The following is a 23,769-nucleotide window of genomic DNA, read 5'->3' as shown; positions in this document are numbered from 1 at the left end:
CAGACGCGCCTAGGCGTCGAGCGCCGTCGCGGCCCGGCCGGCGATCTCCTCGGGCGGGCCGGCGACGTCGACGGCGACGCCCGCCTCGTCCGGCTGGAGGGGCTGGAGCGCGGCGAACTGCGAGTCCAGCAGCGTGGCCGGCATGAAGTGACCCCGCCGGTGCCCCATGCGGTCCTCGATCAGCGCACGGTCGCCCGTGAGGTGCACGAAGGCGACCCCGGGTGCGGCGGCCCTGAGCCGGTCGCGGTACGACCGCTTCAGCGCCGAGCAGCTGACCACCCCGCCGAGCCCGGCCCGTCCGGCCGCCCAGCCGCCGATGGCGTCGAGCCACGGCCACCGGTCGTCGTCGTCGAGCGGGACGCCGGCCGACATCTTGGCGATGCTGGCCGGCGGGTGGAAGTCGTCGGCCTCGGCATACGGGACGCCCAGCCGGGCCGCGAGCAGCGGACCGACGGTGGTCTTGCCCGTGCCGGCGACGCCCATGACCACGACGACGTGGGGGGTACGCATCTCTGCCTCGCTGTCTTCGTCGACACCCGACGTCAAACGGACGCCGCGACCACACTCAAACCGATTAGGTACGACGAATTCAAGAGGTGCGACGAATAAGTCTGACCTTTCGGCTCGGTGATCCACCCCGTACTCTGTGTGCATGACCACTCCGGGCCGGGGTCTGCACGGCCGAGTACTGGACGCCCTGGGCCCCGCGATCACCGCGGGCGCGTACCCGCCGGGCAGTGTCCTGCGCACCGACGAACTGGCCCAGCGCTTCGAGGTCTCCCGCTCGGTGATGCGCGAGGCGGTCCGCGTCCTGGAGTCCATGCACCTGGTCGAGTCCCGCCGCCGGGTGGGCGTGACGGTGCGGCCGAAGGCCGAGTGGAACGTCTACGACCCGCAGGTCATCCGCTGGCGCCTGGCCGGCGCCGACCGCCCGCACCAACTGCGCTCGCTCACCGTCCTGCGCTCGGCGGTCGAGCCGGTCGCGGCGGGCCTGGCGGCGAAGTACGCCACGGCGGAGCAGTGCGCCGAGCTGACCGAGTGCGCGCTCGGCATGGTGGCCCACTCGCGCGGCCACCGGCTGGAGGGGTACCTCGTCCACGACGTGGCCTTCCACCGGGTGATCCTGGCCGCCTCCGGCAACGAGATGTTCGCCCGCCTCGGCGACGTCGTCGCGGAGGTGCTGGCCGGCCGCACGCACCACGAGGTCATGTTCGAGGACCCCGACCCGGCCGCCGTCACGCTCCACGTCCAGGTCGCGGAGGCGGTCCGCGAGGGCGACGCGGCCCGCGCGGAGCACCTCACCCGCGAGATCACCGTCGGCGCCCTCCAGGAACTGGACGTCCTGGCGCCGTAGCGCGCTACTCGGGGAACTCCCCGTCCACGTACACCCACGCCCCGGCCAACCGCTCGAACCGGCTGCGCTCGTGCAGGGCGCCGCCCCGGTAGGACGCCCGGAACTCCACCGTCCCGGTGGCGTGGAACGCGCTCCCGTCGGCCGTGGCGAGGATCTCCAGGCCCGTCCACCGCATCCCCGGATCGAGCTCCAGCCCCTCCGGCCGCGTCCGCGGATGCCACGTCCGCAGCAGGTACCCCGCGTCGCCCTTCGCGAAGGCGCTGTAGCGCGACCGCATGAGCGCCTCGGCGGTCGGGGCGCCCCCACCCGCCGCACCCGCGTGGAAACGGCCGCAGCAGGCCTCGTACGACTCGGAGAGACCGCAGGGACAGGCGGCAGAGGAGGCGGAGACGCCGGCCGGGACGGCGGCGGACACGCGCTGGCGCGGGCGGGCGGTGCGTCGGGACATGGCCCCCATTCTGCCCGGCCCATCACCTCGCCGGGCGCCGCCCCGCTACGCCGACTCCGCGCCCCGCGGCGCCAACGGGAGCGGCATGGGCGGCAGCGCCCCCCGGTACACCCAGGCCTCGAAGAAGTCGTCCAGCGGCTCCGCCGCGAACCGTGCCGCGTGGGCGGTGAACGTCGACGTCGTCACCGCGCCGTTGCGGTGCAGGGCGAGCCAGGCGCGCAGCATCCGGAAGAACGCCTCGTCGCCCAGCGCGCAGCGCAGCGCGTGCACGGTGAGGCCGCCGCGCTCGTAGAGCCGGTCGTCGAACATCGACTTGCGGCCGGGGTCGGCCAGCCGCAGGTCCTGCGGCTGCGCGGACAGCAACCGGTGGGCGATGGTGGCGAGTTGCTGCGCGCTGCGGCCACCCGAGCGCTCCGACCACAGCCACTCCGCGTACTTGGCGAACCCCTCGTTCAGCCAGATGTGCCGCCAGTCGGCGATGGACACACTGTTGCCGAACCACTGGTGTGCCAGCTCGTGCGCCACGAGCCGCTCCGAACCCCGCGCCCCGTCCACATGGTTGGCGCCGAACAGCGACAACCCCTGTGCCTCGACGGGGACATCGAGCTCCTCCTCCGTCACCACCACCGCGTACTCGTCGAACGGGTAAGGCCCGAAGAGCTGTTGGAAGAGGTGCATCATGCCGGGCTGGCGCGCGAAGTCCCGCGAGAACTCCGCCAGCAGATGCGCCGGAAGGTGCCCGTGCTGCGGGACGCCGCCCAGACCCGGATCGCCCAGCAGGACCGTCTGGTACTTGCCGATCGACAGCCCGACCAGATAGCTCGACGTCGGCGCCGCCTGCTCGTACACCCACGTGGTCGTCGAGGCCTTCGTGGTCCGCGTCAGCAGCCGGCCGCCCGCCACCACCGAGTACGACGACGGGCACGTGATCGAGATCAGATACGACGCCTTGTCCGCCGGCCGGTCGTTGCACGGGTACCAGGACGGCGCCCCGACCGGCTGGCTCGCCACCAGCGCCCCGTCGCCCAGCTCCTCCCAACCGATCCCGCCCCAGGGGCTGTTGACCGGCTTGGGGTTGCCCGACCAGTGCACCTCCACGGTGAAGGCGGCGCCGGCGCGGATCGGCTTGGCGGGACGGATGCGCAGCCTGCCGCCCCGGTGCGTGTAGTGCGGCTGCCGGCCGTCCACCCGGATCCGGCCGATCTTGAAGTCGGCCAGATTCAGCTGGAATTCGGTGAGCGGCGACCGCCCGGCGATCGCGTTGATCCGCGCCGTCCCCGACAGCCGGTTCGGCCCGGGCCGGTAGTCCAGCGCGAGCTCGTAGCGGTGCACCCGGTACCGGGAGTCACCGTTGCCCGGAAAGTACGGGTCCGGACCTACCGCTTGCTGAACTGCCACTTCCCCGTCCGCTCCCTGACCTGTGCTCGAACCACCCGTCGCCGGCGCACCGCCCGCCGACTCCAGGCGGCCCGCCTTCAGGGACGCCATGCCTCGATCGGGTTGCCGAGCCAGCGGGTGTCGTCCGGGACGGACTCCGCGGCCATGACGAGCGACGCGGGACCCAGGGTCGTACGGGCCCCGATCGTGCTGCCGGGCAGCACGATCCCGCCCGGGCCCAGCGTGGCGCCCGCACGGAGAACAACAGTATCCGTCCGCAAGATCCGGTCGTGGAAGAGGTGAGTCTGCAGGACGCACCCACGGTTCACCGTCGCCCCGTCCTCCAGCGTCACCAGGTCCGACTCCGGCAGCCAGTAACTCTCCACCCACGTGCCCCGGCCGATCCGCGCCCCGAGCCCGCGCAGCCACGCCGTCAGCACCGGCGTGCCCACCGCCGCGCCCGCCAGCCACGGCACGGCCACCACCTCGACGAACGTGTCCGCCAGCTCGTTGCGCCACACGAAGGAGCTCCACAGCGGATGCTCACCGCTGCGGTGACGCCCCACGAGCAGCCACTTGGCGACGACCGAGACCAGCGCGCCCGCCACCCCCGCCGCGAAGAGCACCAGCCCGGACAGCAGCGGCGCCCAGACGCCCAGCGCGCACAGCGCCGCCACCGTCAGCACGGCCAGCCCCGCCGAGCAGAACACCGGCACGATCCGGCACAGCTCCACCAGGGCACGCGCCCACAGCAGCCGCGCGGGCGGCTCGTAGGTCCGGCTCTGGTCGCCGCCGGCCGTGTTCCGCGGCAGCTTCACCGGCGGCAGCCCCAGGTAGGAGCTGCCCTTCTTCGCCTTCTTCGGCGTCGCCGACAACACGCCCACCAGCCCGCCGTCCGGCACGCTGCGCCCCGGCGCGGTCATCCCCGAGTTGCCGAGGAACGCCCGCCGCCCGATCTCCGCACGCCCGATCCGCATCCAGCCGCCGCCGAGCTCGTACGGCGCGGTCAGCGTGTCGTCGGCCAGGAACGCGCCCTCGCCGACCGTGGTCAGGCTGGGCAGCGCGAGGACGGTCGACACCTCGGCGCCCTTGCCGATCCGCATCCCCAGCAGCCGCAGCCACACCGGCGTGACCAGCCCCGCGTACAGCGGGAAGAGGGTCTCCCGTGAGAGGTCCATGAGCTGCGTGACGGTCCAGGCCTGCCAGCCGATCCTGCTGTGCGTCGGATGCGTCCCCTCGCGCAGACCGAGGCTCAGCAGCCGTACGGCGACCAGCAGCACCACCGCGTACGCGAGCCCGAAGGCGAGCGTGGCCGGCACCAGGGCCAGCGCGGCGCCCCGCAGCGCCTCGCCCAGCCCGTCGCCCGGGGCCACGAACAGGCTCGCCACCAGCAGGGCGGCGCCCGCCGCCAGCACCGGCAGCGAGGTCAGCGCGAAACCCGTCAGGCCGTACATCACCCGCCAGTACGTGCCCCGGGCCGGCCGCTCCTTGGGCCAGTTGCGCTTGGCCTTGCCGAGCTTGACCGCGGGCGCGCCCGCCCACCGCTGACCGGTGGGCACCTGACCGGTGACCGCCGAACCCGGCGCCACCTCGGCCCGCTTGCCCACCCGCGCGCCCGGGAACAGGATGCTGCGCGTGCCGACCACGGCGTGTGCGCCCACCTTGACCTGGCCGATCTCCAGCCGGTCACCGTCCAGCCAGTGGCCGGACAGGTCCACCTCGGACTCCACGGCCGCGCCCCGGCCCAGCTTCAGCAGGCCGGTGACCGGCGGCAGCGAGTGCAGGTCCACGTCCGGCCCGACCTTGGCGCCCAGCGCCCGCGCGTACCGCGTCAGCCAGGACCCGGTCAGCGAGGTCGCCCCGCTGAACTCGGCCAGCCGCTCCGCCGTCCACAGCCGCAGATGCACACCGCCACCGCGCGCGTACCGCCCCGGCTGCACACCGCGCAGCAGCAGCCGCGCCCCGCCCGCGCCGATCGCGAGCCGTCCGGGCGGGCTGAACAGCAGCAGCGCGCCCGACCCGACCAGCCACCAGGGCGCGGCCGGCAGCCAGCCGTACGCGGGCAGCAGGTTCCCGAGCACGGTCAGCGGCACCGTCCAGCGCAGCCCCAGCAGCGTGAACAGCGGAACGAGCAGCAGAAGCTGCGTCACCTTGGCGCGCATGGGCACCGGGGCGACGGCCCGGACCGACCCGTCGTCCTGCGCGGACTCCTCCAGGTGCCGGGCCAGCTTGCGCAGGGTGGGCTGCTGGTAGACGTCGAGGACGGCCGCGCTCGGATAGCGGGTGCGCAGCCGCGTCGTGAGCTGGGCGGCGGCGAGACTGCTGCCGCCGATCGCGAAGAAGTCGTCGCGGGCACTGCCCACGGGGATGCCGAGGACTTCCGTCCACTGCTCGGCCAGCCACGCCTCGGTGCCGTAGAGCTGCTCGGCCGGGCCGCCCGTCTCCAGACCCTCCAGGGGCCACGGCAGGGCGTTGCGGTCGACCTTCCCGGACGTGCGCGTCGGCAGGTCGCCGACGGGCGCGAGCAGCGGCACCAGGGCCGCCGGCAGCTCGGCGCGCAGCCGCTGCACGGCCGCCGCCTGGTCCCAGCCGTCCTGTGTGACGACATACCCGACCAGGAGCTGGTTGCCGCTGCGCGCGGTCCGTACGGCGGCGGCGGCGCCCGCGACACCCGGCAGCGCCTGGAGTGCCGCGTCCACCTCGCCCAGCTCGATCCGCCGCCCGCCGAGCTTGATCTGCTCGTCGGCCCGCCCGAGGAAGACGAGCCCCTCGGCGTCGGCGCGCACCAGGTCACCGCTGCGGTACGCCCGCTCCCAGCCCAGCGAGGTCAGCGGCGCGTACTTCTCCGCGTCCTTCTCGGCGTCGAGATACCGGGCGAGCCCGACCCCGCCGATCACCAACTGCCCGCTGCCGCCCATCGGCACGGGCTCCCCGGCCTCGTCCACGACGGCCAGTTCCCAGCCCTTCAGCGGCAGCCCGATCCGGATCGGCTCCTCGCCGGACATGAGCGACGCGCAGGCGACGACGGTGGCCTCGGTCGGCCCGTACGTGTTCCAGACCTCCCGCCCCTCCGTCACCAGCCGCTGCACCAGCTCGGGCGGGCAGGCCTCGCCGCCGAAGATCAGCAGCCGTACGTCGTTGAGGGTCTCGGGCTCCCACAGCGCGGCCAGCGTCGGCACGGTCGAGACGACGGTGATCTCCTGCTCGACCAGCCACGGCCCGAGATCGGCGCCGCTCCTGACCTGCGAGCGCGGCACGGGCACCAGACAGGCCCCGTACCGCCAGGCCAGCCACATCTCCTCGCAGGAGGCGTCGAAGGCCACCGACAGTCCTGCCATGACCCGGTCTATGGGCCCGATCGGCTCCTCGGTGAGGAACAGCGCGGCCTCGGCGTCCACGAAGGCGGCGGCGCTGCGGTGGGAGACGGCGACGCCCTTGGGCCTGCCGGTGGAACCGGACGTGAAGATGACCCACGCGTCGTGCTCGGGACCGGGCCGCCCGGCGACCGCTTCGGAGGTGCCGTCGCCGTGGACGGTGATCGAGTGCCCGGCCCCGACGACGGCCCGTACCTCCGCCTCCCCGAACACCAGCTCGGCCCGCTCGTCGGGGTCCTCGGCGTCCACCGGGACGTAGGCCGCGCCGACGGCGAGGACGGCCAGGATCGCCACATAGAGGTCGTTGGTGCCGGACGGGACGCGCACGCCCACCCGGTCGCCGAGGCCGGCCCCGGCGGCGGCGAGCCGGCGCCGGAGGTGCTCCACCTCGACGGCGAGGGCGCGGTAGGTGAGGGGAGTGGTGCCGTCGTCCAGGGCGAGCTCGTCCGGGTACGACCGCACGGACGCGTCGAAGACGTCCACGAGGGTGCGCGGAGAGGCAGCGGGGCCACCGGAGAAACGTGCCTTGTCACCGAGTTGTGCGCGGATTTCTTCGTCGAGCAGGCCGAGAGCACTGCTCTCGTGTGTGGCTGCCATCGGTCCTCGCGTCTCGATCCCGGAAGCCTCCGGGGCGCCGGCGGGCCCGCAGGTCTGCCTGGGGTTGTCCGGTCCAGCTCCGTAACAAGCCGGAAATTTTAGTACGACGCTAGTGTCACCGCCTTCCACCGGCCACCCGGGGAGGCCGTCCGAGGATCAAGGATAGTCCGCGGGCGCCGCGCTGACCTGCATGATCCACACGGCGGGGAGACTTGCCCCACATCGGCGCGAGGCCCCGCTTGCGGTACCTGTGCGAGCGTCACGAGTGTGGTTCCTCGACCCCGGGCGGCTCGTCCGACCCGACCCGATCAGCCCCGCCCGGCCCCGATTCGCGCTGGCATGCCAGAGAGGGTGGCCCGGCCGATTGGCCGGAACCACCCTCTCTGGTTCTGTGTCCGAGGGGGGACTTGAACCCCCACGCCCGATAAAGGGCACTAGCACCTCAAGCTAGCGCGTCTGCCATTCCGCCACCCGGACAAGGTGTCTGTCGTGCGGGGTTTCCCCCGCGGCGACGACGTAAACATTACCAGGCTTTCCGGGGTGCCCGATCACCGCGGACGCCCGCCCGGAGCCGCATCCGGCGTGAACGGCGTGTGACCGGCCGGGACCGGTCTTGGGCGCCGGCACGGGGGAGAGGGAGGATGAGGAGGACCAGCAGCAGTGACAGCGGGAGGAAGCAGCGTGAGCGCTACGGACGACACGGCCAGGAGCGTCACCGGCGAGGACGAGGTCGTGGACCTCTGCCGCGAGCTGATCCGGATCGACACCAGCAACTACGGCGACCACTCGGGTCCCGGTGAGCGCAAGGCGGCCGAGTGGGTCGCCGAGAAGCTCGCCGAGGTGGGGCTCGAACCGAAGATCTACGAGTCGCACCCGGGCCGGGCCTCCACCGTGGCCCGGATCGAGGGCGAGGACCGGTCCCGGCCCGCGCTGCTCATCCACGGTCACCTCGACGTCGTCCCGGCCAACGCGGCCGACTGGACCCACGACCCCTTCTCCGGCGAGGTCGCCGACGGGTGCGTGTGGGGCCGGGGCGCGGTCGACATGAAGGACATGGACGCGATGACGCTGGCCGTCGTCCGCGACCGGCTGCGCAGCGGGCGCAAGCCGCCCCGGGACATCGTCCTCGCCTTCCTGGCCGACGAGGAGGCCGGCGGTACGTACGGCGCGCGTCACCTCGTCGACAACCACCCGGACCTCTTCGAGGGCGTCACCGAGGCGATCAGCGAGGTGGGCGGGTTCTCGTTCACCGTGAGCGAGGAGCGGCGGCTCTACCTGATCCAGACGGCCGAGAAGGGCATGCACTGGATGAAGCTCACCGTCGCCGGCACCGCCGGACACGGCTCGATGATCCACCGGGACAACGCGATCACCGAGCTGTCCGAGGCGGTCGCCCGGCTCGGCCGGCACACCTTCCCGGTGCGGGTCACCAAGACGACCCGCGCCTTCCTCGACGAGCTCGGCGACGCCCTCGGCACCGAGCTGGACCCCGAGGACATGCAGTCGACGCTCGCCCGGCTCGGCGGCATCGCCAAGCTGATCGGCGCGACCCTCAGCAACACGGCCAACCCGACCCAGCTCGGCGCCGGCTACAAGGTCAACGTCATCCCGGGCGAGGCCACCGCGCACGTGGACGGACGGTTCCTGCCGGGTCACGAGGACGAGTTCCTCGCCGACCTCGACCGGATCCTCGGCCCGAAGGTGCGCCGCGAGGACGTGCACTCCGACAAGGCCCTGGAGACCTCCTTCGACGGGCCGCTCGTCGAGGCCATGCAGTCCGCGCTGCTCGCCGAGGACCCGACCGCGAAGGCCATCCCCTACATGCTCTCCGGCGGCACGGACGCCAAGTCCTTCGACGACCTCGGCATCCGCGGCTTCGGCTTCGCCCCGCTGAAGCTCCCCCCGGAGCTGGACTTCGCCGGGATGTTCCACGGCGTCGACGAGCGGGTCCCGGTGGACGGGCTGCGGTTCGGGGTGCGCGTGCTCGACCGCTTCATCGACGCGTCCTGAATTGTCCCGGTGAAACGAGATTTCACCGGACGCAGAAAATCGGCCGCTTGTACGGACGTGACTGGGAAGAGTGAATGCGACGATAAGCGCGTAGCCTCATTAATTCCGCCTCGTTACTGGTGATGCGATCCGCTGATTGGGATCGCTTTGCCTACAAGGAGGAATAATGATCAAGAAGGTCGTCGCCGCTGCGGCTGCCACTGGTGGTCTGGTTCTCGCGGGTGCGGGCCTGGCTGTCGCCGACGCCGGTGCCCAGGGTGCCGCGGTGCACTCCCCGGGTGTCCTGTCCGGCAACGTCGTTCAGGTTCCGGTGCACGTCCCGGTGAACGTCTGCGGCAACACGATCTCGGTGATCGGGCTGCTGAACCCCGCCTTCGGCAACACCTGCATCAACAAGTGACGTCGACCCGCTGAGGGGTCGTCCACACCGTCGGCCCCGGAGCGCACGCCATGCGCTCCGGGGCCGACCGGTCGTTTTCCGAAGGAAAACCGAAGTAGTCGAAGAGCCCGAAGAATTCGAACAGCTGGAATGATGCGAGGAATTCGGGACGAGCGATGAGATCGAAAGCAGGGATTCAGCAATGCGACAGGTCACCCGTAAAAGCCTTATGACCGTGGCGGCGGCGACGGGGGTGATCGCCGCCGCCGGCGGCTACGCCCACGCCGACACCGGCGCGCACGGCTCCGCCTCGGACTCGCCCGGCGTTCTGTCGGGCAACTCGGTGCAGGCGCCCGTCAACGTTCCGGTCAACGTCTGCGGCAACACCGTCGACGTCATCGGGGCGCTCAACCCGTCCTTCGGCAACTCCTGTGCCAACAAGGGCGGCGGTGCGTCGTCGGGCGGATACGGCGAGCACCGGGGAGGCGGTGGCGGCCAGGCCGGTAACCACGGCGGCAACCACGGTGGGAACCAGGGCGGAAGCCACGGTGGAGGCCAGGGCGGCTCCGGCGCGCACGGGGGCTCCGGGGGCGCGCACGCGGGCGGGCACACCGGCGGATCGCCGGGTGTCGGCTCCGGCAACCACGTCCAGGCACCGATCGACGTGCCGGTGAACGTGTGCGGCAACAGCGTCGACGTCGTCGGGATCCTCAACCCGTCGATGGGCAACGACTGCGCCAACGACAGCGGTTCCGGCGTGCACACGCCTCCGTCGCGTGGCCACGAGACGCCGGGCAAGCCCGGTCGGCAGGGCCCCGGCAAGCCGGGCGAGCACGGACAGTCCAGCCCGTCCAAGCCGGAGGGCGCGCCGTCCACCCCGGGCCACGTGACGCCGGCCGGCGCCGTCCACCGGCCCGCCGCCGGCCCGGCGCAGCTCGCGCACACCGGCAGCGAGCTGCCGGTCGGCCTCGCCCTGCCGGCCGGCGCGGGCGCGCTGCTCGCGGGCGCGGTGCTCTACCGCAAGGCACGCGCCTCCGCGTAACTCTCCAGGGCACCGCACACGACGGAGCGGGCCCCGCCTCGGCGGGGCCCGCTCCGTTTCCGTCGTCTCACCTCACCACGTGGCCCGTACCTGGCGGATGATGCGCCGGCGCAACCGCACCCGCCGGCTGCCGTCACGCAGCAGGCTCAGGCGGTCCAACTCCCAGTGTCCGTACTCGGCATGGTCGGTCAGCAGTCGTGTCGCCTCGTTGCGGGAGACCCCGCGCGGTACGTAGACGTCGACAAATTCGTATTCCGGCATCGCATCTATTGTGCGGGCTGGGGCCCGGTACGGATAGCGTCTGCACTATGTCTGATGCTGCGCAGCCCACCGCTGCCGAGGTACGAGCCGCCGCCGAGGCGGTCAAGACCGCGCTCGACCGCCACCTGGCCGCGGTCGAACGCAGGACGGGTGAGGACGACCCGGCCGTCTACGAGGCGTTCAACGAGCTGGCCGCGGCCGCCGAGGTCTACGACGAACTGCTCTACGACCGCTACGACGAGGTCACGCCCTTCGAGATCCCCGGCGCGGAGGACTCCCTGCCGCCGTACGAGGGCCCCGAGGAGCCGAACGCGCTGAGCGTGCTGATCCGCCGCGACTACGCCGTCGCGGAGCCCCAGCGGCTGATGGCGCAGGCCCAGCGGGTCGAGGCGGCGGACGACGGGGGAGCGGGCGCGGAAGTCTCGGCCACCGTGCACGGCGCGCTGGGCATCCTGTTCGGCGAGTTCGAGGCGGACGAGATCGCCTCCCGGCACAAGGAGTTCGGCCTGGAGGAGGGCGACTCCACCCTGTGGGTGCTGGCCGCCGAGGAACCGGCCGAGCCGGGCGAGTGGCTGGAGACCCCGTTCGAAGCGGCCGACCCCGGCCGGGTGGTCTGCCGCTTCGACGTGAGCTCGGTGTTCGACGAACTCGAGGACGGCGACGACGAGGACGGCGACGGGGATCTCGTGGACGACATCGAGGACGAGGACCTGGAGCCACTGGACGCGGACCGTTAGCCGACAGGGCCGTTAGCCGACAGGGCCGCCGACCGGTGGATTCCGGACGTTCTTGACGGCGGCGGTCACGAGGGGGCGACCCTCGTGACCGCCGCCGTTCGCGTCAGGGTCTGGCCACCGCCGGGACCTGGGCGCGCAGCAGCGTCGTCAGCCGGGTCGTGCGGGGCTTGGCCGGTACCTCGGCGACGGCCTTCGGCAGGGCCTGATCGACGCCGTGCACCACGGACAGATGGCGCTCCGCCCTGCCGAAGGCCGTGTACACCCAGGGGCGGGAGAGGGCCTGCGCGGCGTCCCCGGGCAGGACCACGACCGCCGCGGGCCATCGGCTGCCCACCGCCTGGTGCGCGGTCAGCGACCACCCGTGCCGCACGGCCTGTTCCACCCGCTCCCTCGGTACGACCACGGCGACGCCCGCGCACGTCAGGTGCAGCCCCTCCGCGTCGGCCGTCACCACCCGGCCCGGCACCGTACGGCCCGGTACGGGGGAGTAGGCGACCCGGTCGCCGGGGTCGTAGCCGCCGAAGCGGCCGGGGCCCGGATTCAGCCGTTCCTTGAGGGCGGCGTTCAGCGCGCGTGTGCCGGCCGCGCCGCCGTGCCCCGGGGTGATCACCACCGTCTCCTCGGGCGGGATCCCGAAGGCCCGCGGCACCGAGTCGGCGACGAGCTGCACCGTCCGGTGCACGGCCTCGCCCGCGTCCCGTACCGGCACGATCACGATCTCCTTGCCGGGCGCGTCGACCTGGTTCAGCTCGCCGATGCCGACGCCGGAGACCAACTCGCCGAGCGGTCCCGGGTCGGGCGTGCGCGAGGCGACCTGCGGGCACACCCGGGCCGCCAGCAGGTCGCCGAAGACCCGGCCGGGACCGGCCGACCACAGCACCGCCGGATCCCCGCTGAGCACCAGCCGCGCCCCGTCCGGCAGCGACTCCGCCAGCATCGCCGCGCTCTCCACGTCCAGGTGCGGCGCGTCCAGCACGACCAGCAGGTCGAGGGCGAAGGCCCCGTCGGCGTCCCGCCCGGGACCCTCGGCGCCGGCGAGGAGACCGGGGACGGTCACGACGGCGCCGTCCGCCTCGCCGAGGAGAGCCGTGAAGCGGCGCCGGCCGTCCGGCGTGTGGCAGGCCGCGACGGTGCGCAGGCCCAGGGCCCGGGCCGCGGCGAGCAGGGCCGCCGGTTCGGCGCGGGCGGCCTCGCCGCCGGTGTGCAGCACCAGGCCGTGCCCGGCGACGGCACGGATCAGCTCGGCCGTGCTGCCGGACGCGGCGGCGATCGCCGAATCCCACGGCGCGGAGGCCTCCTTGGCCGGCGAGTTGACCACGCGGGCCAGCGCGTCGGCGAGGCTCTCCTCCGCGAGCGCGTACCGCTCCAGACCGACCAGGACACGAACCGGCCGGGCCTCCTCGCCCGCTTCGCCGCCTTCTTCGCCGCTCTCGTCGCCGTTCTCTGCGGTGGCCGCCGTCGGCTGTCCGGCTCCGGGCGTGTCCAGAGCGTCCTGGAAGACGAGGGCATCGCCCTCGGCCAGCGTGTCCTGCACGGCAGCGTCCGCGTCCGGCACGGCCTGCTTGCCGAGGGCCGCGGTGAGCGTCGGCAGCTCCAGGGCGGTGTGCCCGGCCAGGGCGGCCTGCTCCAGCAGCCAGACCGTCACCGCGCGGCCACGTCGCTCGTCGTCGGGGGCGCACTCCGGGCCGAGCAGCGCCCGCGCGAACCCGTCGGCCTGCTCGAGCCGTACGCCGGGGACGCGCAGCAGGTGCCACGGATCCTCGCGCAGCAGCTCCACGGCGCCCTCGCCGAGCGCGGCGGCGGTCTGCGGCGCGAGCGTCTCGGGCGCGCCGCCGTCGGCCAGCACGCGTCGCACGCCCTCGACCGTGTCCGCCGCGGGCGCCGGTACGGGGGCGGCCACGGGCTGCGGACGCCGTACCGGCTCCGGGGCCGGGCGGCGCGGGGCGGGCTCTGCCGCGAAGGCGGCGGCCGGGGGCTTCGCGCCGCCCTCCACGGCACGTACGGCCGCCAGCAGGTCGGCGGCCGTTCCGCTGAGCTTGGCCCCGGCGGTGATCGGCGCCGCCTTCTCGGCCTTGCGCCGCTCGATGCGCTCCCGCTCCAACTTCTGCGCGGCAAGCTCGGCCTGAGCCTCGGAAAGCTGCGCGGCGGCTGTGTCCGCGGCGGGCGTCTCCGTGCCGGCGCTCACACCCTCGGCGCTTTCCTCCGAGGCGGGCGTCTCTTCGTCCCCGCCCCCGTCCGCGCTCTCGTCCGTGTCCTCGGTGGCCTCGGGCTCGGGGGCCGGCGCCGTGTCCTCGGGCTCTGCGGCAGGCGGTTCGCCGGTGGCCCCCGGCTTCGCCGGAACGGCGTTCTCCGTGTTCTCCGGGGGGACCGGGTCCGTGCTCACAGCGTGCTCCAGTCGTGATCGGGATAGCGGTGCAGGGGCGCCGACACGTCGTCGAGGGCCCGGCAGATCTCGTCAGGAAGACTAAGGGCCTCCACTGACAATGCCGCCGTGAGCTGCTGCGCGTTGCGCGCGCCGACGATCGGGGCGGCCACGCCGGGCCGGTCGCGGACCCAGGCGAGGGCGACCTGGATCGGGGTCACCGCGAGTCCGTCCGCGGCGGTCGACACGGCGTCCACGATGCGGCTCGCGGTGTCGTCGAGGTACGGCTCGACGAAGAGCCCGAAGTGGTCCGAGGCGCCGCGTGAGTCGGGCGGCAGGGCGTCGCCCCGGTACTTGCCGGTGAGGACCCCGCGCCCCAGCGGGGACGAGGGCAGCAGGCCGATGCCCAGGTCCAGCGCGGCCGGCAGCACCTCGCGCTCGATGCCGCGCTGCAACAGCGAGTACTCCATCTGCGTCGCCGCCAGCCGTGTCCGGGTGCCCGGCGCGGCGAGCTGCCAGGTGGCCGCCTTGGCGAGCTGCCAGCCGCAGAAGTCGGCGACCCCGGCGTACCGCGCGCGGCCACTGGCGACAGCGATGTCGAGGGCCTGGAGGGTCTCCTCCAGTGGGGTGTCCGGGTCGAAGGCGTGCACCTGCCACAGGTCGACGTAGTCCGTGCCGAGCCGGGCCAGCGAGGCGTCGAGGGCGGCCAGGAGGTGGCCCCGCGAGCCGTCGAAGCGGCGGTCCGGGTCGGGCACGCTGCCCGCCTTGGTCGAGATGATCAGGTCCCGGCGCGGCACCAGGCCGTCTATGAGCCGCCCGAGCAGGTACTCGGCGTCCCCGTCGCCGTACACGTCGGCCGTGTCGACGAGGGTCCCGCCCGCCTCCCAGAACGTCTTCATGACGTCCGCGGCGTCGTGCTCGTCGGTGTCACGGCCCCAGGTCAGGGTGCCGAGCCCGATGCGGGACACACGCAGGCCGGTGCGGCCGAGATGCCTCTGCTCCATGAACGCCGAGATTACTGGCCAGAACTGGGCAGTGGGTTGCCTGTGGATAACCGAATCCGTGCGAGGAGCTGCGGAGTTCGGCGCAGGCCGGGCCGTCGGTCCCGCCGTGTGACGGGTCCCGCACAACGGGACCGCGGCCTGACCCGACGCGCACCGCCGCGCTACTGTCTCCGCGACAGCGTCGTTACTGATCAGTAAGGGGATCGGCCATGAAGCTCGGGATCAACCTCGGCTACTGGGGTGCCGGAATGGACGGCGACAACCTGGCCGTCGCCCAGGAGGCCGACCGCCTCGGGTACGCGGTCTGCTGGGCCGCCGAGGCCTACGGGTCGGACGCGGCCACCGTGCTCACCTGGGTCGCCGCGCAGACCGAGCGGATCGACGTCGGCTCGGCCATCTTCCAGATCCCCGCGCGTCAGCCCGCGATGACCGCGATGACCGCCGCCACCCTCGACTCCCTCTCCGGCGGCCGTTTCCGCCTCGGCCTCGGCGTCTCCGGCCCGCAGGTCTCCGAGGGCTGGTACGGCGTCAAGTTCGACAAGCCGCTGTCCCGGACGCGCGAGTACGTCGCGATCGTCCGCAAGGCGATGACGCGCGAGCGGCTGTCGTACGACGGCGAGCACTGGACGCTGCCGCTGCCGGGCGGTCCGGGCAAGCCGATCAAGCTGACCGTGCACCCGGAACGCGAGCACATCCCGCTGTACATCGCCGCGATCGGGCCGAAGAACCTGGAGCAGACCGGCGAGATCGCCGACGGCGCGCTGCTCATCTTCCCGTCCGCCGACCACCTCGAGGACACCGCGATCAAGTACCTGCGGGCCGGACGCGAGAAGGCCGGCCTGACGCTGGACGGCTTCGACGTCTGCCCGACGCTGCCCCTCGCGGTCGGCGACGACAAGGACGTGGAGAGGCTCGCCGACACCTTCCGCCCGTACACCGCGCTGTACGTCGGCGGCATGGGCAGCCGTAAGCAGAACTTCTACAACCACCTCGCGCAGCGGATGGGGTACGAGGCGGCGGCCGCCGAGATCCAGGACAAGTACCTGTCCGGCGACAAGCAGGGCGCCGCGGCGGCCGTCCCGCACGAGCTGATCGACCGGACGACGCTGCTGGGTTCGGTGGAGCGGATCGCCGACCGGATGAAGGCCTACGCGGCGGCCGGTGTCACCACCCTCACCCTCGCCCCCGCGGGCTTCACCCTCGACGAGCGCCTCGCCTCGCTGCGGGCCGGCGCGCAGGCCCTGGAGCTGTCCGGGCTGGCATAGCGGGCTACCGGGGAGGCGGGGAAGAGGAGGATTTCAGCGGCCGTGGTGGGGGCTCGGGGGTCTTCCCCGCCACGGCCGTCACGGGGAACAACGCGCCAGGAGGCGCGCGGTTACGCCCCCGTCGTGATTCCGGACGTCCGTCTTTCGGCCCAGTTGTCGGATCGCAGGTGTTGCGGCATCTGCCCTGCCGCATTTGACTCATTTGCATGCTTTCGGCGAAGAGTCTGTTCCAGGAGATCATCGACAACGACGAGTCCTTCGCGCTCTTCTGCTCCATCGCCGCCGGCGGTGAGTCGCAGGGCGGCTGGGAGAACGCCAGGATCGCCGCGCTCGTCCCGCAGAGCGAACGCGACCTGGCCCCCAAGATCGCCCGGCACGGCGCCGACGAGGACAAACACGGGCGGATCTTCAACGCGCTGATGAAGAAGCGCGGCCTCGCCCCCGTGCCCGTCCCGCGCGACACCGACTACACGATGCTCCTGGAGCGGGCCGGCATCGGCCTCGCCCATGACCGGCTCACCGCGGACCGGTCGCTGACCGTGCCCGACATCGTCACCTACCTCGCCCACAGCCGGGTCACCGAACAGCGGGCCGCCGAACAGATGGCGCTGCTGCGCCGGCACTTCGCCGACCACCCCGGCCTCGGCCGGGCGGTGCGGATGATCTCGAACGACGAGGACAACCACCTCGCCTACTGCCACGAGGAACTGCTGCGCCTCGCCCGCGCGGGGCACGGCCGCGCCATCCAGCGGACGCTGCGCGCGAGCGCGCTCGCCGAGATCGGGATCTACCGGGACGTCAGCCTCGCCGTCATGGCCCACATGGGCCGCATCCTCGGCTGGCCCCCGGCCAGGTCGGCCGTCCTCGCGGCCGGCATCCATGCCGTCCACGCGTGGGAGCGGCTCGCGGGCTGGCGGCGGATGGTCTCCCTGGAGATGCCCGAGCGCCGCGACGCACTCGGCGGCCCGTCCACCCCGGCACCCGAGTTCGCCTGAACCGAACCGACCGGGAACCTGCCGTCGGCCCCGCCCCTACAGCCAGCCGCGCCGCTTGAACAGCCGGTACAGCAGTACCTCCAGGCCGGCCATCAGCAGGATCAAGGCCGGGTAGGACCAAAGCCAGTGCGTCTCCGGCATGTGGTCGAAGTTCATGCCGTAGATCCCCGCGATCATCGTAGGGACCGCGGCCATGGCCGCCCACGCGGAGATCTTCCGCATGTCGTCGTTCTGCCGGACGCTCATCTGCGCCAGATGCGCCGACAGGACGTCCGACACCAGCCGGTCGAGACCCTCGACGGACTCGTTCACGCGCGTGAGGTGGTCGCTGACGTCGCGGAAGAACGGCCGGGCCTTCTCGTGGACGAACGGCACGCGCACGCCGAAGAGCCCCCCGCCCGCGAGCCGGTCCAGCGGCTGCGCGAGCGGGCCGGTGGCCCTGCGGAACTCCAGGATCTGCCGCTTGAAGGCGTAGATGCGCGACGCCGTGTGCCGCGAGCCGCCGCCGGTCGGCGAGAACACCTCCGCCTCCAGCTCCTCCAGGTCGGTGCCCAACTCGCCCGCCACGTCGACGTAGTGGTCGACCACGGCGTCGGCGATCGAGTACAGCACCGCCGTAGGGCCGTGCCGGAGCGTCTCGGGCTCCGCCTCCAGACGGTGTCGTACGGCGCCCAGGGGCGCTTCCTCGCCGTGCCGGACGGTCACCACGAACGAGTCGCCGACGAAGACCATGACCTCGCCGGACGAGACGATGTCGCTCTTCGGCTCGTACCCCACGGGCTTGAGGACCACGAACAGCGAGTCGTCGTACACCTCCAGCTTGGGACGCTGATGCGCGTTCAGGGCGTCCTCGACGGCCAGCGGATGCAGCCCGAACTCCTGCGAGACCTGGTCGAACTCGGTCGCCGTGGGCTCGTACAGGCCGATCCAGACGAACGCGTCGCTCCCGCCGCGGCACTGCGCCAGGGCGTCGGAGAAGTCCGCGGGCCCCTGCGTGCGGCGCCCGTCGCGGTAGATGGCGCAGTCGACGATCACGGAGCGTATTCTCCCGCCGTCCGCCGACGGGCGCACCCCGCGCTGCGCCTACCCTGGGCCGCATGCCCACGTTGATCCTCGTCCGGCACGGCCGGTCCACCGCCAACACCTCCGGACTGCTCGCCGGCTGGACGCCCGGCGTCGCCCTCGACGAGCGCGGCACCGCACAGGCCGCCGCGCTGCCCGGGCGGCTCGACGCGCTGCCGATCGCCGAGGTCGTCGCCAGCCCCCTGCAGCGCTGCCAGGAGACGATCCGGCCCCTCCTCGACGCCCGCCCCGGCCTGCGCGCGCACACCGACGAGCGGATCGGGGAGTGCCACTACGGCGACTGGTCCGGCCGCAAGCTCGCCGAGCTGATGGACGAGCCCCTGATGGAGGTCGTGCAGGCGCACCCCTCCGCGGCGGCCTTCCCCGGCGGCGAGTCCATGCGGGCCATGCAGACCCGGGCCGCCGAGGCGGTGCGCGAGTGGAACGCGCGCGTGGAGCGCGATCACGGCTCCGACGCCGTCTACCTGATGTGCTCGCACGGCGACATCATCAAGTCGCTCGTCGCGGACGCGCTCGGTCTTCATCTCGACCTCTTCCAGCGGATCTCCGTGGAACCGTGTTCCGTGACCGCGATCCGTTACACCCGGCTGCGCCCCTTCGTCGTGCGTCTCGGCGACACCGGCGACTTCGCCTCGCTCGCGCCGCGCGAGGAGCCCCCCGCCGGGGACGCGACCGTCGGGGGTGGTGCGGGCGCACCGTGATCGTCGGCCGCAGTAGGGTGAAGCGGTCCACGTACGCGCGCGTGCCCGCACGGACGTTCCCCCACGCCTTCCCCGACCCACGATGACCCAGACCCACGATTCCCATGGAGACAGGACGTGTCCCGTCAGGTGTTCCTCTACGACCCCCCGGACCGCTTCGTGGCCGGTACGGTCGGACTGCCCGGGCGCCGTACCTTCTTCCTCCAGGCCGTCGCCGGCGCCCGAGTGACCAGTGTGGCCCTGGAGAAGACCCAGGTCGCCGCGCTCGCCGAGCGCATGGACGAGCTGCTGGACGAGGTCGTACGCCGCACCGGCGGCAGCGCCTCCGTACCCGCCGTGTCGCCCGCCGAGAACACCGACACGGCCCCCCTCGACGCCCCGGTCGAGGAGGAGTTCCGGGTCGGCACCATGGCGCTGGCCTGGGACGGCGAGGAACAGCGCATGATCGTCGAGGCGCAGGCCCTCGTGGAGCTCGACGCGGACTCCGAGGACGATCTCGCCGAGGCCGAGGAGAAACTCCTCCAGGACGAGGAGAACGGGCCCCCGATGCTGCGGGTCCGGCTCACCGGCGCGCAGGCGCGCGCCTTCGCCAAGCGCGCCCTCGACGTCGTCAACGCCGGCCGGCCGCCGTGCCCGCTGTGCAGCCTGCCGCTCGACCCGGAAGGACACGTATGTCCGCGCCAGAACGGATACCGCCGGGGGGCGTGACGACCACCGACCCGGCCGCCGCCGAAGCGTACGCACTCCTCGCGCGGGGCGAGCTCACCGTCCGCGGACGCATCCCGGGCGCCTCGAACGCGGCCCTGTACTGCACCGTCACGCACGAGGGCCGCGAGGCCGCCTGCGTCTACAAGCCCGTCGCCGGGGAGAGACCCCTGTGGGACTTCCCCGACGGCACCCTCGCCCAGCGCGAGGTCGCCGCCTACGAGGTCTCCGCGGCGACCGGCTGGGGCCTCGTCCCGCCCACCGTGCTGCGCGAGGGGCCGCACGGCGAGGGCATGTGCCAGCTGTGGATCGAGACGGCCCCGGAGGCCGGACTGCTCGCCCTCGTGGACGCGGAGGAACCCGGGCCGGGCTGGAAGGCGATCGGCTTCGCCGAGGTCGGCGAGGGCCGCACCGCGCTGCTGGTGCACGCCGACGACGAACGGCTGCGCCGGCTCGCCGTCCTCGACGCGGTGATCAACAACGCCGACCGCAAGGGCGGCCACCTGCTGCCCACCGCCGACGGCCGGCTCTACGGCATCGACCACGGCGTCACCTTCAACGCCGAGAACAAGCTGCGCACGCTCCTGTGGGGCTGGGCGGGCGAGCCCCTGACCGGCGAGGCCGTCGAGGCCCTCAAGGGCCTCCAGGGCGCCCTGGAGGCCGGCGGACGGCTGGCCGCCACCCTGGCCGGGCTCATCACCCCGGCCGAACTCGACGCCACACGCGCGCGTACCGAGGCGCTCCTCGCCTCCGGGAAGCACCCGGAGCCGAGCGGAGAGTGGCCGGCGATCCCCTGGCCCCCGGTGTAGCCGCGCGAGGCTTTCCGGCCGCGCCCGGCACATCCGCCGGGATCGCACAAGAGCGCCTTCGCAGCCATCTGGACCGCTCCGGTTCGTATACGCAACTTCCGTCCGGTTAGGCTCATGACATGCATGCCTGGCCCGCTTCCGAGGTCCCCGCCCTGCCTGGTCAGGGCCGCGACCTGAGGATCCACGACACCGCGACCGGCGGCTTGGTCTCCCTCGACCCCGGTCCCGTCGCCCGTATCTACGTCTGCGGCATCACGCCGTACGACGCGACCCACATGGGTCACGCGGCGACCTACAACGCGTTCGACCTGGTTCAGCGCGTGTGGCTCGACACCAAGCGGCAGGTCCACTACGTCCAGAACGTCACCGACGTCGACGACCCGCTGCTGGAGCGCGCCGAACGCGACGGCGTCGACTGGGTCGCCCTCGCCGAGAAGGAGACGGCCCTCTTCCGCGAGGACATGACCGCCCTGCGGATGCTCCCGCCGCAGCACTACATAGGCGCCGTCGAGGCCATACCCGGCATCGTCCCGCTCGTCGAACGACTCCGGGACGCGGGCGCCGCCTACGACCTCGAGGGCGACACCTACTTCTCGGTCGAATCCGACCCGGACTTCGGCAAGGTGTCCGGCCTCGACGCCGCCGCCATGCGGCTGCTGTCCGCCGAGCGCGGCGGCGACCCGGACCGCCCGGGCAAGAAGAACCCGCTCGACCCGATCCTGTGGCTGGCCGCCCGCGAGGGCGAGCCGAGCTGGGACGGCGGCTCGCTCGGCCGTGGCCGCCCCGGCTGGCACATCGAGTGCGTGGCCATCGCCCTGGACCACCTCGGGATGGGCTTCGACGTCCAGGGCGGCGGCTCCGACCTCGCCTTCCCGCACCACGAGATGGGCGCCTCCCACGCCCAGGTGCTGACCGGCGAGTTCCCCATGGCCAAGGCGTACGTCCACGCCGGCATGGTCGCCCTCGACGGCGAGAAGATGTCCAAGTCCAGGGGCAACCTCGTCTTCGTGTCGAGGCTGCGCCAGGACGGCGTCGACCCCGCCGCCATCCGTCTCACCCTCCTCGCCCACCACTACCGGGCCGACTGGGAGTGGACCGACCAGGTCCTGGCGGACGCCGAGGCCCGCCTCGGGCGCTGGCGGGCCGCCGTCTCCCGGCCCGACGGGCCGCCCGCCGAGGCGCTCGTCGAGGAGATCCGCGAGGCCCTCGCGGGCGACCTCGACGCCCCGGCCGCCCTGGCCGCCGTCGACCGCTGGGCCGCGCTCCAGCAGGAGCAGGGCGGTACGGACATCGGCGCCCCCGGTGTCGTGTCCCGGGCCGTGGACGCGCTGCTCGGCGTCGCGCTGTAACGCACCGGAGCCGAAGGCCGAAGGCCGAAAGAGAGGGGCGCTTCCCGTCGCCGGGAAGCGCCCCTCTCCGTCCTGCCAGCCTTTTTGGTCCCCTCAGTCCTCCGACGAATCCTCGTCGTCGGAGTCGGAAGAAGAGTCAGAGGGGTCAGACGAGTCAGAAGACTCGGAGGCATCCGAGGCATCCGACGCATCGGAGGAGTCCCCGAGTGGCTTCGGCGGCCTCGGGGGCCGGGTGCGCTCGCCGGGGTCGGACGGGCCGCCGTCCCGGCGCCGCAGGTAGCGCTCGAACTCGCGGGCGATCGCCTCGCCCGACGCCTCCGGCAGCTCCGCGGTGTCCCGGGCCTCCTCCAGCGTCTGCACGTACTCGGCGACCTCGGTGTCCTCGGCGGCCAACTGGTCCACGCCCACCTGCCAGGCGCGCGCGTCCTCGGGCAGCTCGCCCAGCGGGATGCGCACGTCGATCAGGTCCTCCAGGCGGTTGAGGAGGGCCAGCGTCGCCTTCGGGTTCGGCGGCTGCGACACGTAGTGCGGCACCGCCGCCCAGAGGCTGACCGCGGGCACACCCGCGTGCGTGCACGCCTCCTGGAGGACGCCGACGATGCCCGTGGGGCCCTCGTACTTGGTCTCCTCCAGGTCCATCCGCTGCGCCAGGTCCGCGTCGGACGTCGTCCCGCTGATCGGCACCGGACGTGTGTGCGGGGTGTCACCCAGCAGCGCGCCCAGGATGACGACCAGTTCCACGCCCAACTCGTGCGCGAAGCCCAGCAGCTCGTTGCAGAACGAACGCCAGCGCATGGACGGTTCGATACCGCGTACCAGCACCAGGTCGCGTGGTTTCTCGCCACCGACCCGGACCACCGACAGTCTCGTCGTCGGCCAGGTGATCTTGCGCACGCCGGCGTCCATCCACACCGTGGGGCGGTTCACCTGGAAGTCGTAGTAGTCCTCGGCGTCCAGCGCCGCGAACACCTCGCCCTTCCACTCCCGCTCCAGGTGCGCGACCGCGGTGGAGGCGGCGTCGCCGGCATCGTTCCAGCCCTCGAACGCGGCCACCATGACCGGGTCGATCAGCTCGGGAACCCCCTCGAGCTCGATCACCCAGCGCCTCCTTCCGACGTGCCCTCGCTTGACCACCCAACCTTACGGCGTTCTGCGGGGGCGCCCGCAGCCCCCTCGCACGGGGGAGTGAACGGATCACTGCCCCGATCGCCACCCCCGAACACCCCTCACCGGGCGCGCCTCTTCACAGCGTGGAGCGCAGCCACTGCTCCACGCTCGCGATGTGCACCGTCGCCCACGACCGCGCCGCCTCCGCGTCCCGGTCGCGCAGGGCCGCGAGGATCGCCCGGTGCTCGCGCAGGGTGCCGGTGACCGCGTCCTCCTGCGTCAGACCGCGCCAGATCCTGGCCCGGGTGGTGGGACCGGACAGCCCGTCGAGCAGCGAACACAGCACCGAGTTGCCCGCGCTCTGCACGATGCCCCGGTGGAACTCCAGGTCGCAGGCGACCAGTTCCTCCACCGACGGCGCGTCGCCCAGCTTGTCCAACTGGGCGTCCAGCGCGTTCAGTTGCTGCTCGCTGATGCGCAGGGCGGCCATCGCGGTCGCGGCCGGCTCCAGGATGCGGCGCACCGCCAGGAACTCCAGGACCGTGTCGTCGCGGTGGAAGTCGACGACGAAACTCAGCGCCTCCAGGAGGAGTTGGGGATCGAGGCTCGTCACGTACGTGCCGTCGCCCTGCCGTACGTCCAGGATCCGGATCAGCGACAGGGCGCGCACCGCCTCCCGCAGAGAGTTGCGGGACAGGCCCAGCTCGGCGGCCAGCTCACTCTCCTTGGGCAACCGCTCCCCGGGGCGCAGCGCACCCGAGACGATCATGCCCTTGATCTTCTCGATCGCCTCGTCGGTGACTGCCATGA

At 72.8% G+C, this 23,769-nt stretch carries 21 protein-coding genes and 1 tRNA gene; 11 read left to right on the top strand and 11 right to left on the bottom strand.

From position 1 onward, the window contains the following. Positions 1-9 precede the first annotated feature (9 nt). Entirely contained in the window at positions 10-510 is a 501-nt protein-coding gene (locus tag OG352_RS08740) for a gluconokinase (RefSeq protein ID WP_329215815.1), read from the bottom strand. Positions 511-652: 142 nt separating this feature from the next. Between OG352_RS08740 and OG352_RS08735 the strand changes: the two genes are divergently transcribed. Beyond that, entirely contained in the window at positions 653-1,354 is a 702-nt protein-coding gene (locus OG352_RS08735; RefSeq protein WP_329215814.1) for a FadR/GntR family transcriptional regulator, read from the top strand. A gap of 4 nt (positions 1,355-1,358) precedes the next feature. On the opposite strand, the gene OG352_RS08730 is transcribed toward OG352_RS08735, so the two are convergent. From OG352_RS08730 to OG352_RS08715, 4 genes are all read right to left on the bottom strand, one after another. Beyond that, positions 1,359-1,802 carry a YchJ family protein gene (locus OG352_RS08730; RefSeq protein WP_329215813.1) on the bottom strand — a complete coding sequence of 148 codons (444 nt, stop codon included), beginning with the start codon at positions 1,800-1,802 and terminating at the stop codon, positions 1,359-1,361. A gap of 45 nt (positions 1,803-1,847) precedes the next feature. Continuing rightward, positions 1,848-3,200, bottom strand: a complete 1,353-nt coding sequence (locus OG352_RS08725; RefSeq protein WP_329215812.1) for a M1 family metallopeptidase — start codon at positions 3,198-3,200, stop codon at positions 1,848-1,850. Between the two features lie 77 nt (positions 3,201-3,277). Beyond that, positions 3,278-7,150, bottom strand: a complete 3,873-nt coding sequence (locus tag OG352_RS08720; protein ID WP_329215811.1) for a Pls/PosA family non-ribosomal peptide synthetase — start codon at positions 7,148-7,150, stop codon at positions 3,278-3,280. Positions 7,151-7,542: 392 nt separating this feature from the next. After that, positions 7,543-7,627: transfer RNA gene (locus tag OG352_RS08715), tRNA-Leu, on the bottom strand. A gap of 204 nt (positions 7,628-7,831) precedes the next feature. On the opposite strand from OG352_RS08715, the gene OG352_RS08710 reads away from it, so the two are divergent. The 3 genes from OG352_RS08710 (at position 7,832) to OG352_RS08700 (ending at position 10,581) form a co-directional block, all read left to right on the top strand. After that, positions 7,832-9,160: a M20/M25/M40 family metallo-hydrolase gene (locus tag OG352_RS08710; protein WP_329215810.1), complete on the top strand. Its 1,329-nt coding sequence runs from the start codon at positions 7,832-7,834 to the stop codon at positions 9,158-9,160. A 166-nt stretch (positions 9,161-9,326) separates the two neighbouring features. Then, a complete protein-coding gene (chpH, locus tag OG352_RS08705) occupies positions 9,327-9,560 on the top strand; it encodes a chaplin ChpH (protein ID WP_093774589.1) in 234 nt (77 codons plus the stop codon). 181 nt (positions 9,561-9,741) lie between these two features. After that, a complete protein-coding gene (locus OG352_RS08700; RefSeq protein WP_329215809.1) occupies positions 9,742-10,581 on the top strand; it encodes a chaplin in 840 nt (279 codons plus the stop codon). Between the two features lie 72 nt (positions 10,582-10,653). Here OG352_RS08700 and OG352_RS08695 read toward each other — a convergent pair whose 3' ends face one another. Further along, positions 10,654-10,842, bottom strand: coding sequence for a DUF5703 family protein (locus tag OG352_RS08695; RefSeq protein ID WP_319166212.1), 189 nt, complete (start codon positions 10,840-10,842; stop codon positions 10,654-10,656). A gap of 47 nt (positions 10,843-10,889) precedes the next feature. On the opposite strand from OG352_RS08695, the gene OG352_RS08690 reads away from it, so the two are divergent. Further along, on the top strand, positions 10,890-11,579 hold the full coding sequence (locus OG352_RS08690; RefSeq protein ID WP_329215808.1) for a hypothetical protein: 690 nt from the start codon (positions 10,890-10,892) through the stop codon (positions 11,577-11,579). Between the two features lie 103 nt (positions 11,580-11,682). On the opposite strand, the gene OG352_RS08685 is transcribed toward OG352_RS08690, so the two are convergent. Together OG352_RS08685 and OG352_RS08680 are read right to left on the bottom strand one after the other, a co-directional pair. After that, positions 11,683-13,962: a helix-hairpin-helix domain-containing protein gene (locus tag OG352_RS08685; protein WP_329215807.1), complete on the bottom strand. Its 2,280-nt coding sequence runs from the start codon at positions 13,960-13,962 to the stop codon at positions 11,683-11,685. Continuing rightward, the gene (locus OG352_RS08680) at positions 13,959-14,945 is read right to left on the bottom strand and encodes an aldo/keto reductase (RefSeq protein ID WP_329215806.1); all 987 of its coding nucleotides are present in this window, start codon (positions 14,943-14,945) and stop codon (positions 13,959-13,961) included. Before OG352_RS08680 ends, OG352_RS08685 begins: the two co-directional genes overlap by 4 nt. Before the next feature lie 209 nt (positions 14,946-15,154). Between OG352_RS08680 and OG352_RS08675 the strand changes: the two genes are divergently transcribed. After that, positions 15,155-16,210, top strand: a complete 1,056-nt coding sequence (locus OG352_RS08675) for an LLM class F420-dependent oxidoreductase (protein ID WP_329215805.1) — start codon at positions 15,155-15,157, stop codon at positions 16,208-16,210. A 206-nt stretch (positions 16,211-16,416) separates the two neighbouring features. Further along, on the top strand, positions 16,417-17,205 hold the full coding sequence (locus OG352_RS08670; protein ID WP_329215804.1) for a ferritin-like domain-containing protein: 789 nt from the start codon (positions 16,417-16,419) through the stop codon (positions 17,203-17,205). A 36-nt stretch (positions 17,206-17,241) separates the two neighbouring features. Here the strand turns inward: OG352_RS08670 and corA are convergent, their stop codons facing one another. Further along, a complete protein-coding gene (corA, locus tag OG352_RS08665) occupies positions 17,242-18,240 on the bottom strand; it encodes a magnesium/cobalt transporter CorA (protein WP_329215803.1) in 999 nt (332 codons plus the stop codon). Between the two features lie 62 nt (positions 18,241-18,302). Here corA and OG352_RS08660 point away from each other — a divergent pair, with 62 nt between their 5' ends. The 4 genes from OG352_RS08660 (at position 18,303) to mshC (ending at position 21,852) form a co-directional block, all read left to right on the top strand. After that, on the top strand, positions 18,303-18,989 hold the full coding sequence (locus OG352_RS08660) for a histidine phosphatase family protein (protein ID WP_329215802.1): 687 nt from the start codon (positions 18,303-18,305) through the stop codon (positions 18,987-18,989). Between the two features lie 117 nt (positions 18,990-19,106). Then, complete coding sequence (locus OG352_RS08655; protein ID WP_329215801.1) at positions 19,107-19,697, top strand: DUF3090 domain-containing protein; 591 nt, start codon at positions 19,107-19,109, stop codon at positions 19,695-19,697. Next, the gene (locus OG352_RS08650; protein ID WP_329215800.1) at positions 19,661-20,503 is read left to right on the top strand and encodes an SCO1664 family protein; all 843 of its coding nucleotides are present in this window, start codon (positions 19,661-19,663) and stop codon (positions 20,501-20,503) included. Before OG352_RS08655 ends, OG352_RS08650 begins: the two co-directional genes overlap by 37 nt. Before the next feature lie 119 nt (positions 20,504-20,622). After that, complete coding sequence (mshC, locus tag OG352_RS08645) at positions 20,623-21,852, top strand: cysteine--1-D-myo-inosityl 2-amino-2-deoxy-alpha-D-glucopyranoside ligase (RefSeq protein WP_329215799.1); 1,230 nt, start codon at positions 20,623-20,625, stop codon at positions 21,850-21,852. Positions 21,853-21,945: 93 nt separating this feature from the next. Here the strand turns inward: mshC and OG352_RS08640 are convergent, their stop codons facing one another. Then, positions 21,946-22,950: a PAC2 family protein gene (locus OG352_RS08640; protein ID WP_329215798.1), complete on the bottom strand. Its 1,005-nt coding sequence runs from the start codon at positions 22,948-22,950 to the stop codon at positions 21,946-21,948. A 145-nt stretch (positions 22,951-23,095) separates the two neighbouring features. Next, entirely contained in the window at positions 23,096-23,767 is a 672-nt protein-coding gene (locus tag OG352_RS08635) for a FadR/GntR family transcriptional regulator (protein ID WP_329215797.1), read from the bottom strand. Positions 23,768-23,769 lie beyond the last annotated feature (2 nt).

The organism is Streptomyces sp. NBC_01485 (assembly GCF_036227125.1).
GTDB lineage: Bacteria > Actinomycetota > Actinomycetes > Streptomycetales > Streptomycetaceae > Streptomyces.
Note: the sequence above shows the minus strand (reverse complement) of the source record. Positions and strands in the feature narration are given on the sequence as shown.

Coding starts and splice junctions, on each gene's coding strand:
- OG352_RS08735 (WP_329215814.1), top strand. CDS start 653: ATGACCACTCCGGGCCGGGGTCTGCACGGCCGAGTACTGGACGCCCTG.
- OG352_RS08675 (WP_329215805.1), top strand. CDS start 15,155: ATGAAGCTCGGGATCAACCTCGGCTACTGGGGTGCCGGAATGGACGGC.
- OG352_RS08670 (WP_329215804.1), top strand. CDS start 16,417: ATGCTTTCGGCGAAGAGTCTGTTCCAGGAGATCATCGACAACGACGAG.
- OG352_RS08730 (WP_329215813.1), bottom strand. CDS start 1,802: ATGTCCCGACGCACCGCCCGCCCGCGCCAGCGCGTGTCCGCCGCCGTC.
- OG352_RS08720 (WP_329215811.1), bottom strand. CDS start 7,150: ATGGCAGCCACACACGAGAGCAGTGCTCTCGGCCTGCTCGACGAAGAA.
- OG352_RS08635 (WP_329215797.1), bottom strand. CDS start 23,767: ATGGCAGTCACCGACGAGGCGATCGAGAAGATCAAGGGCATGATCGTC.
- OG352_RS08740 (WP_329215815.1), bottom strand. CDS start 510: ATGCGTACCCCCCACGTCGTCGTGGTCATGGGCGTCGCCGGCACGGGC.
- OG352_RS08680 (WP_329215806.1), bottom strand. CDS start 14,945: ATGGAGCAGAGGCATCTCGGCCGCACCGGCCTGCGTGTGTCCCGCATC.
- chpH (WP_093774589.1), top strand. CDS start 9,327: ATGATCAAGAAGGTCGTCGCCGCTGCGGCTGCCACTGGTGGTCTGGTT.
- OG352_RS08695 (WP_319166212.1), bottom strand. CDS start 10,842: ATGCCGGAATACGAATTTGTCGACGTCTACGTACCGCGCGGGGTCTCC.
- mshC (WP_329215799.1), top strand. CDS start 20,623: ATGCATGCCTGGCCCGCTTCCGAGGTCCCCGCCCTGCCTGGTCAGGGC.
- OG352_RS08660 (WP_329215802.1), top strand. CDS start 18,303: ATGCCCACGTTGATCCTCGTCCGGCACGGCCGGTCCACCGCCAACACC.
- OG352_RS08650 (WP_329215800.1), top strand. CDS start 19,661: ATGTCCGCGCCAGAACGGATACCGCCGGGGGGCGTGACGACCACCGAC.
- OG352_RS08690 (WP_329215808.1), top strand. CDS start 10,890: ATGTCTGATGCTGCGCAGCCCACCGCTGCCGAGGTACGAGCCGCCGCC.
- OG352_RS08700 (WP_329215809.1), top strand. CDS start 9,742: ATGCGACAGGTCACCCGTAAAAGCCTTATGACCGTGGCGGCGGCGACG.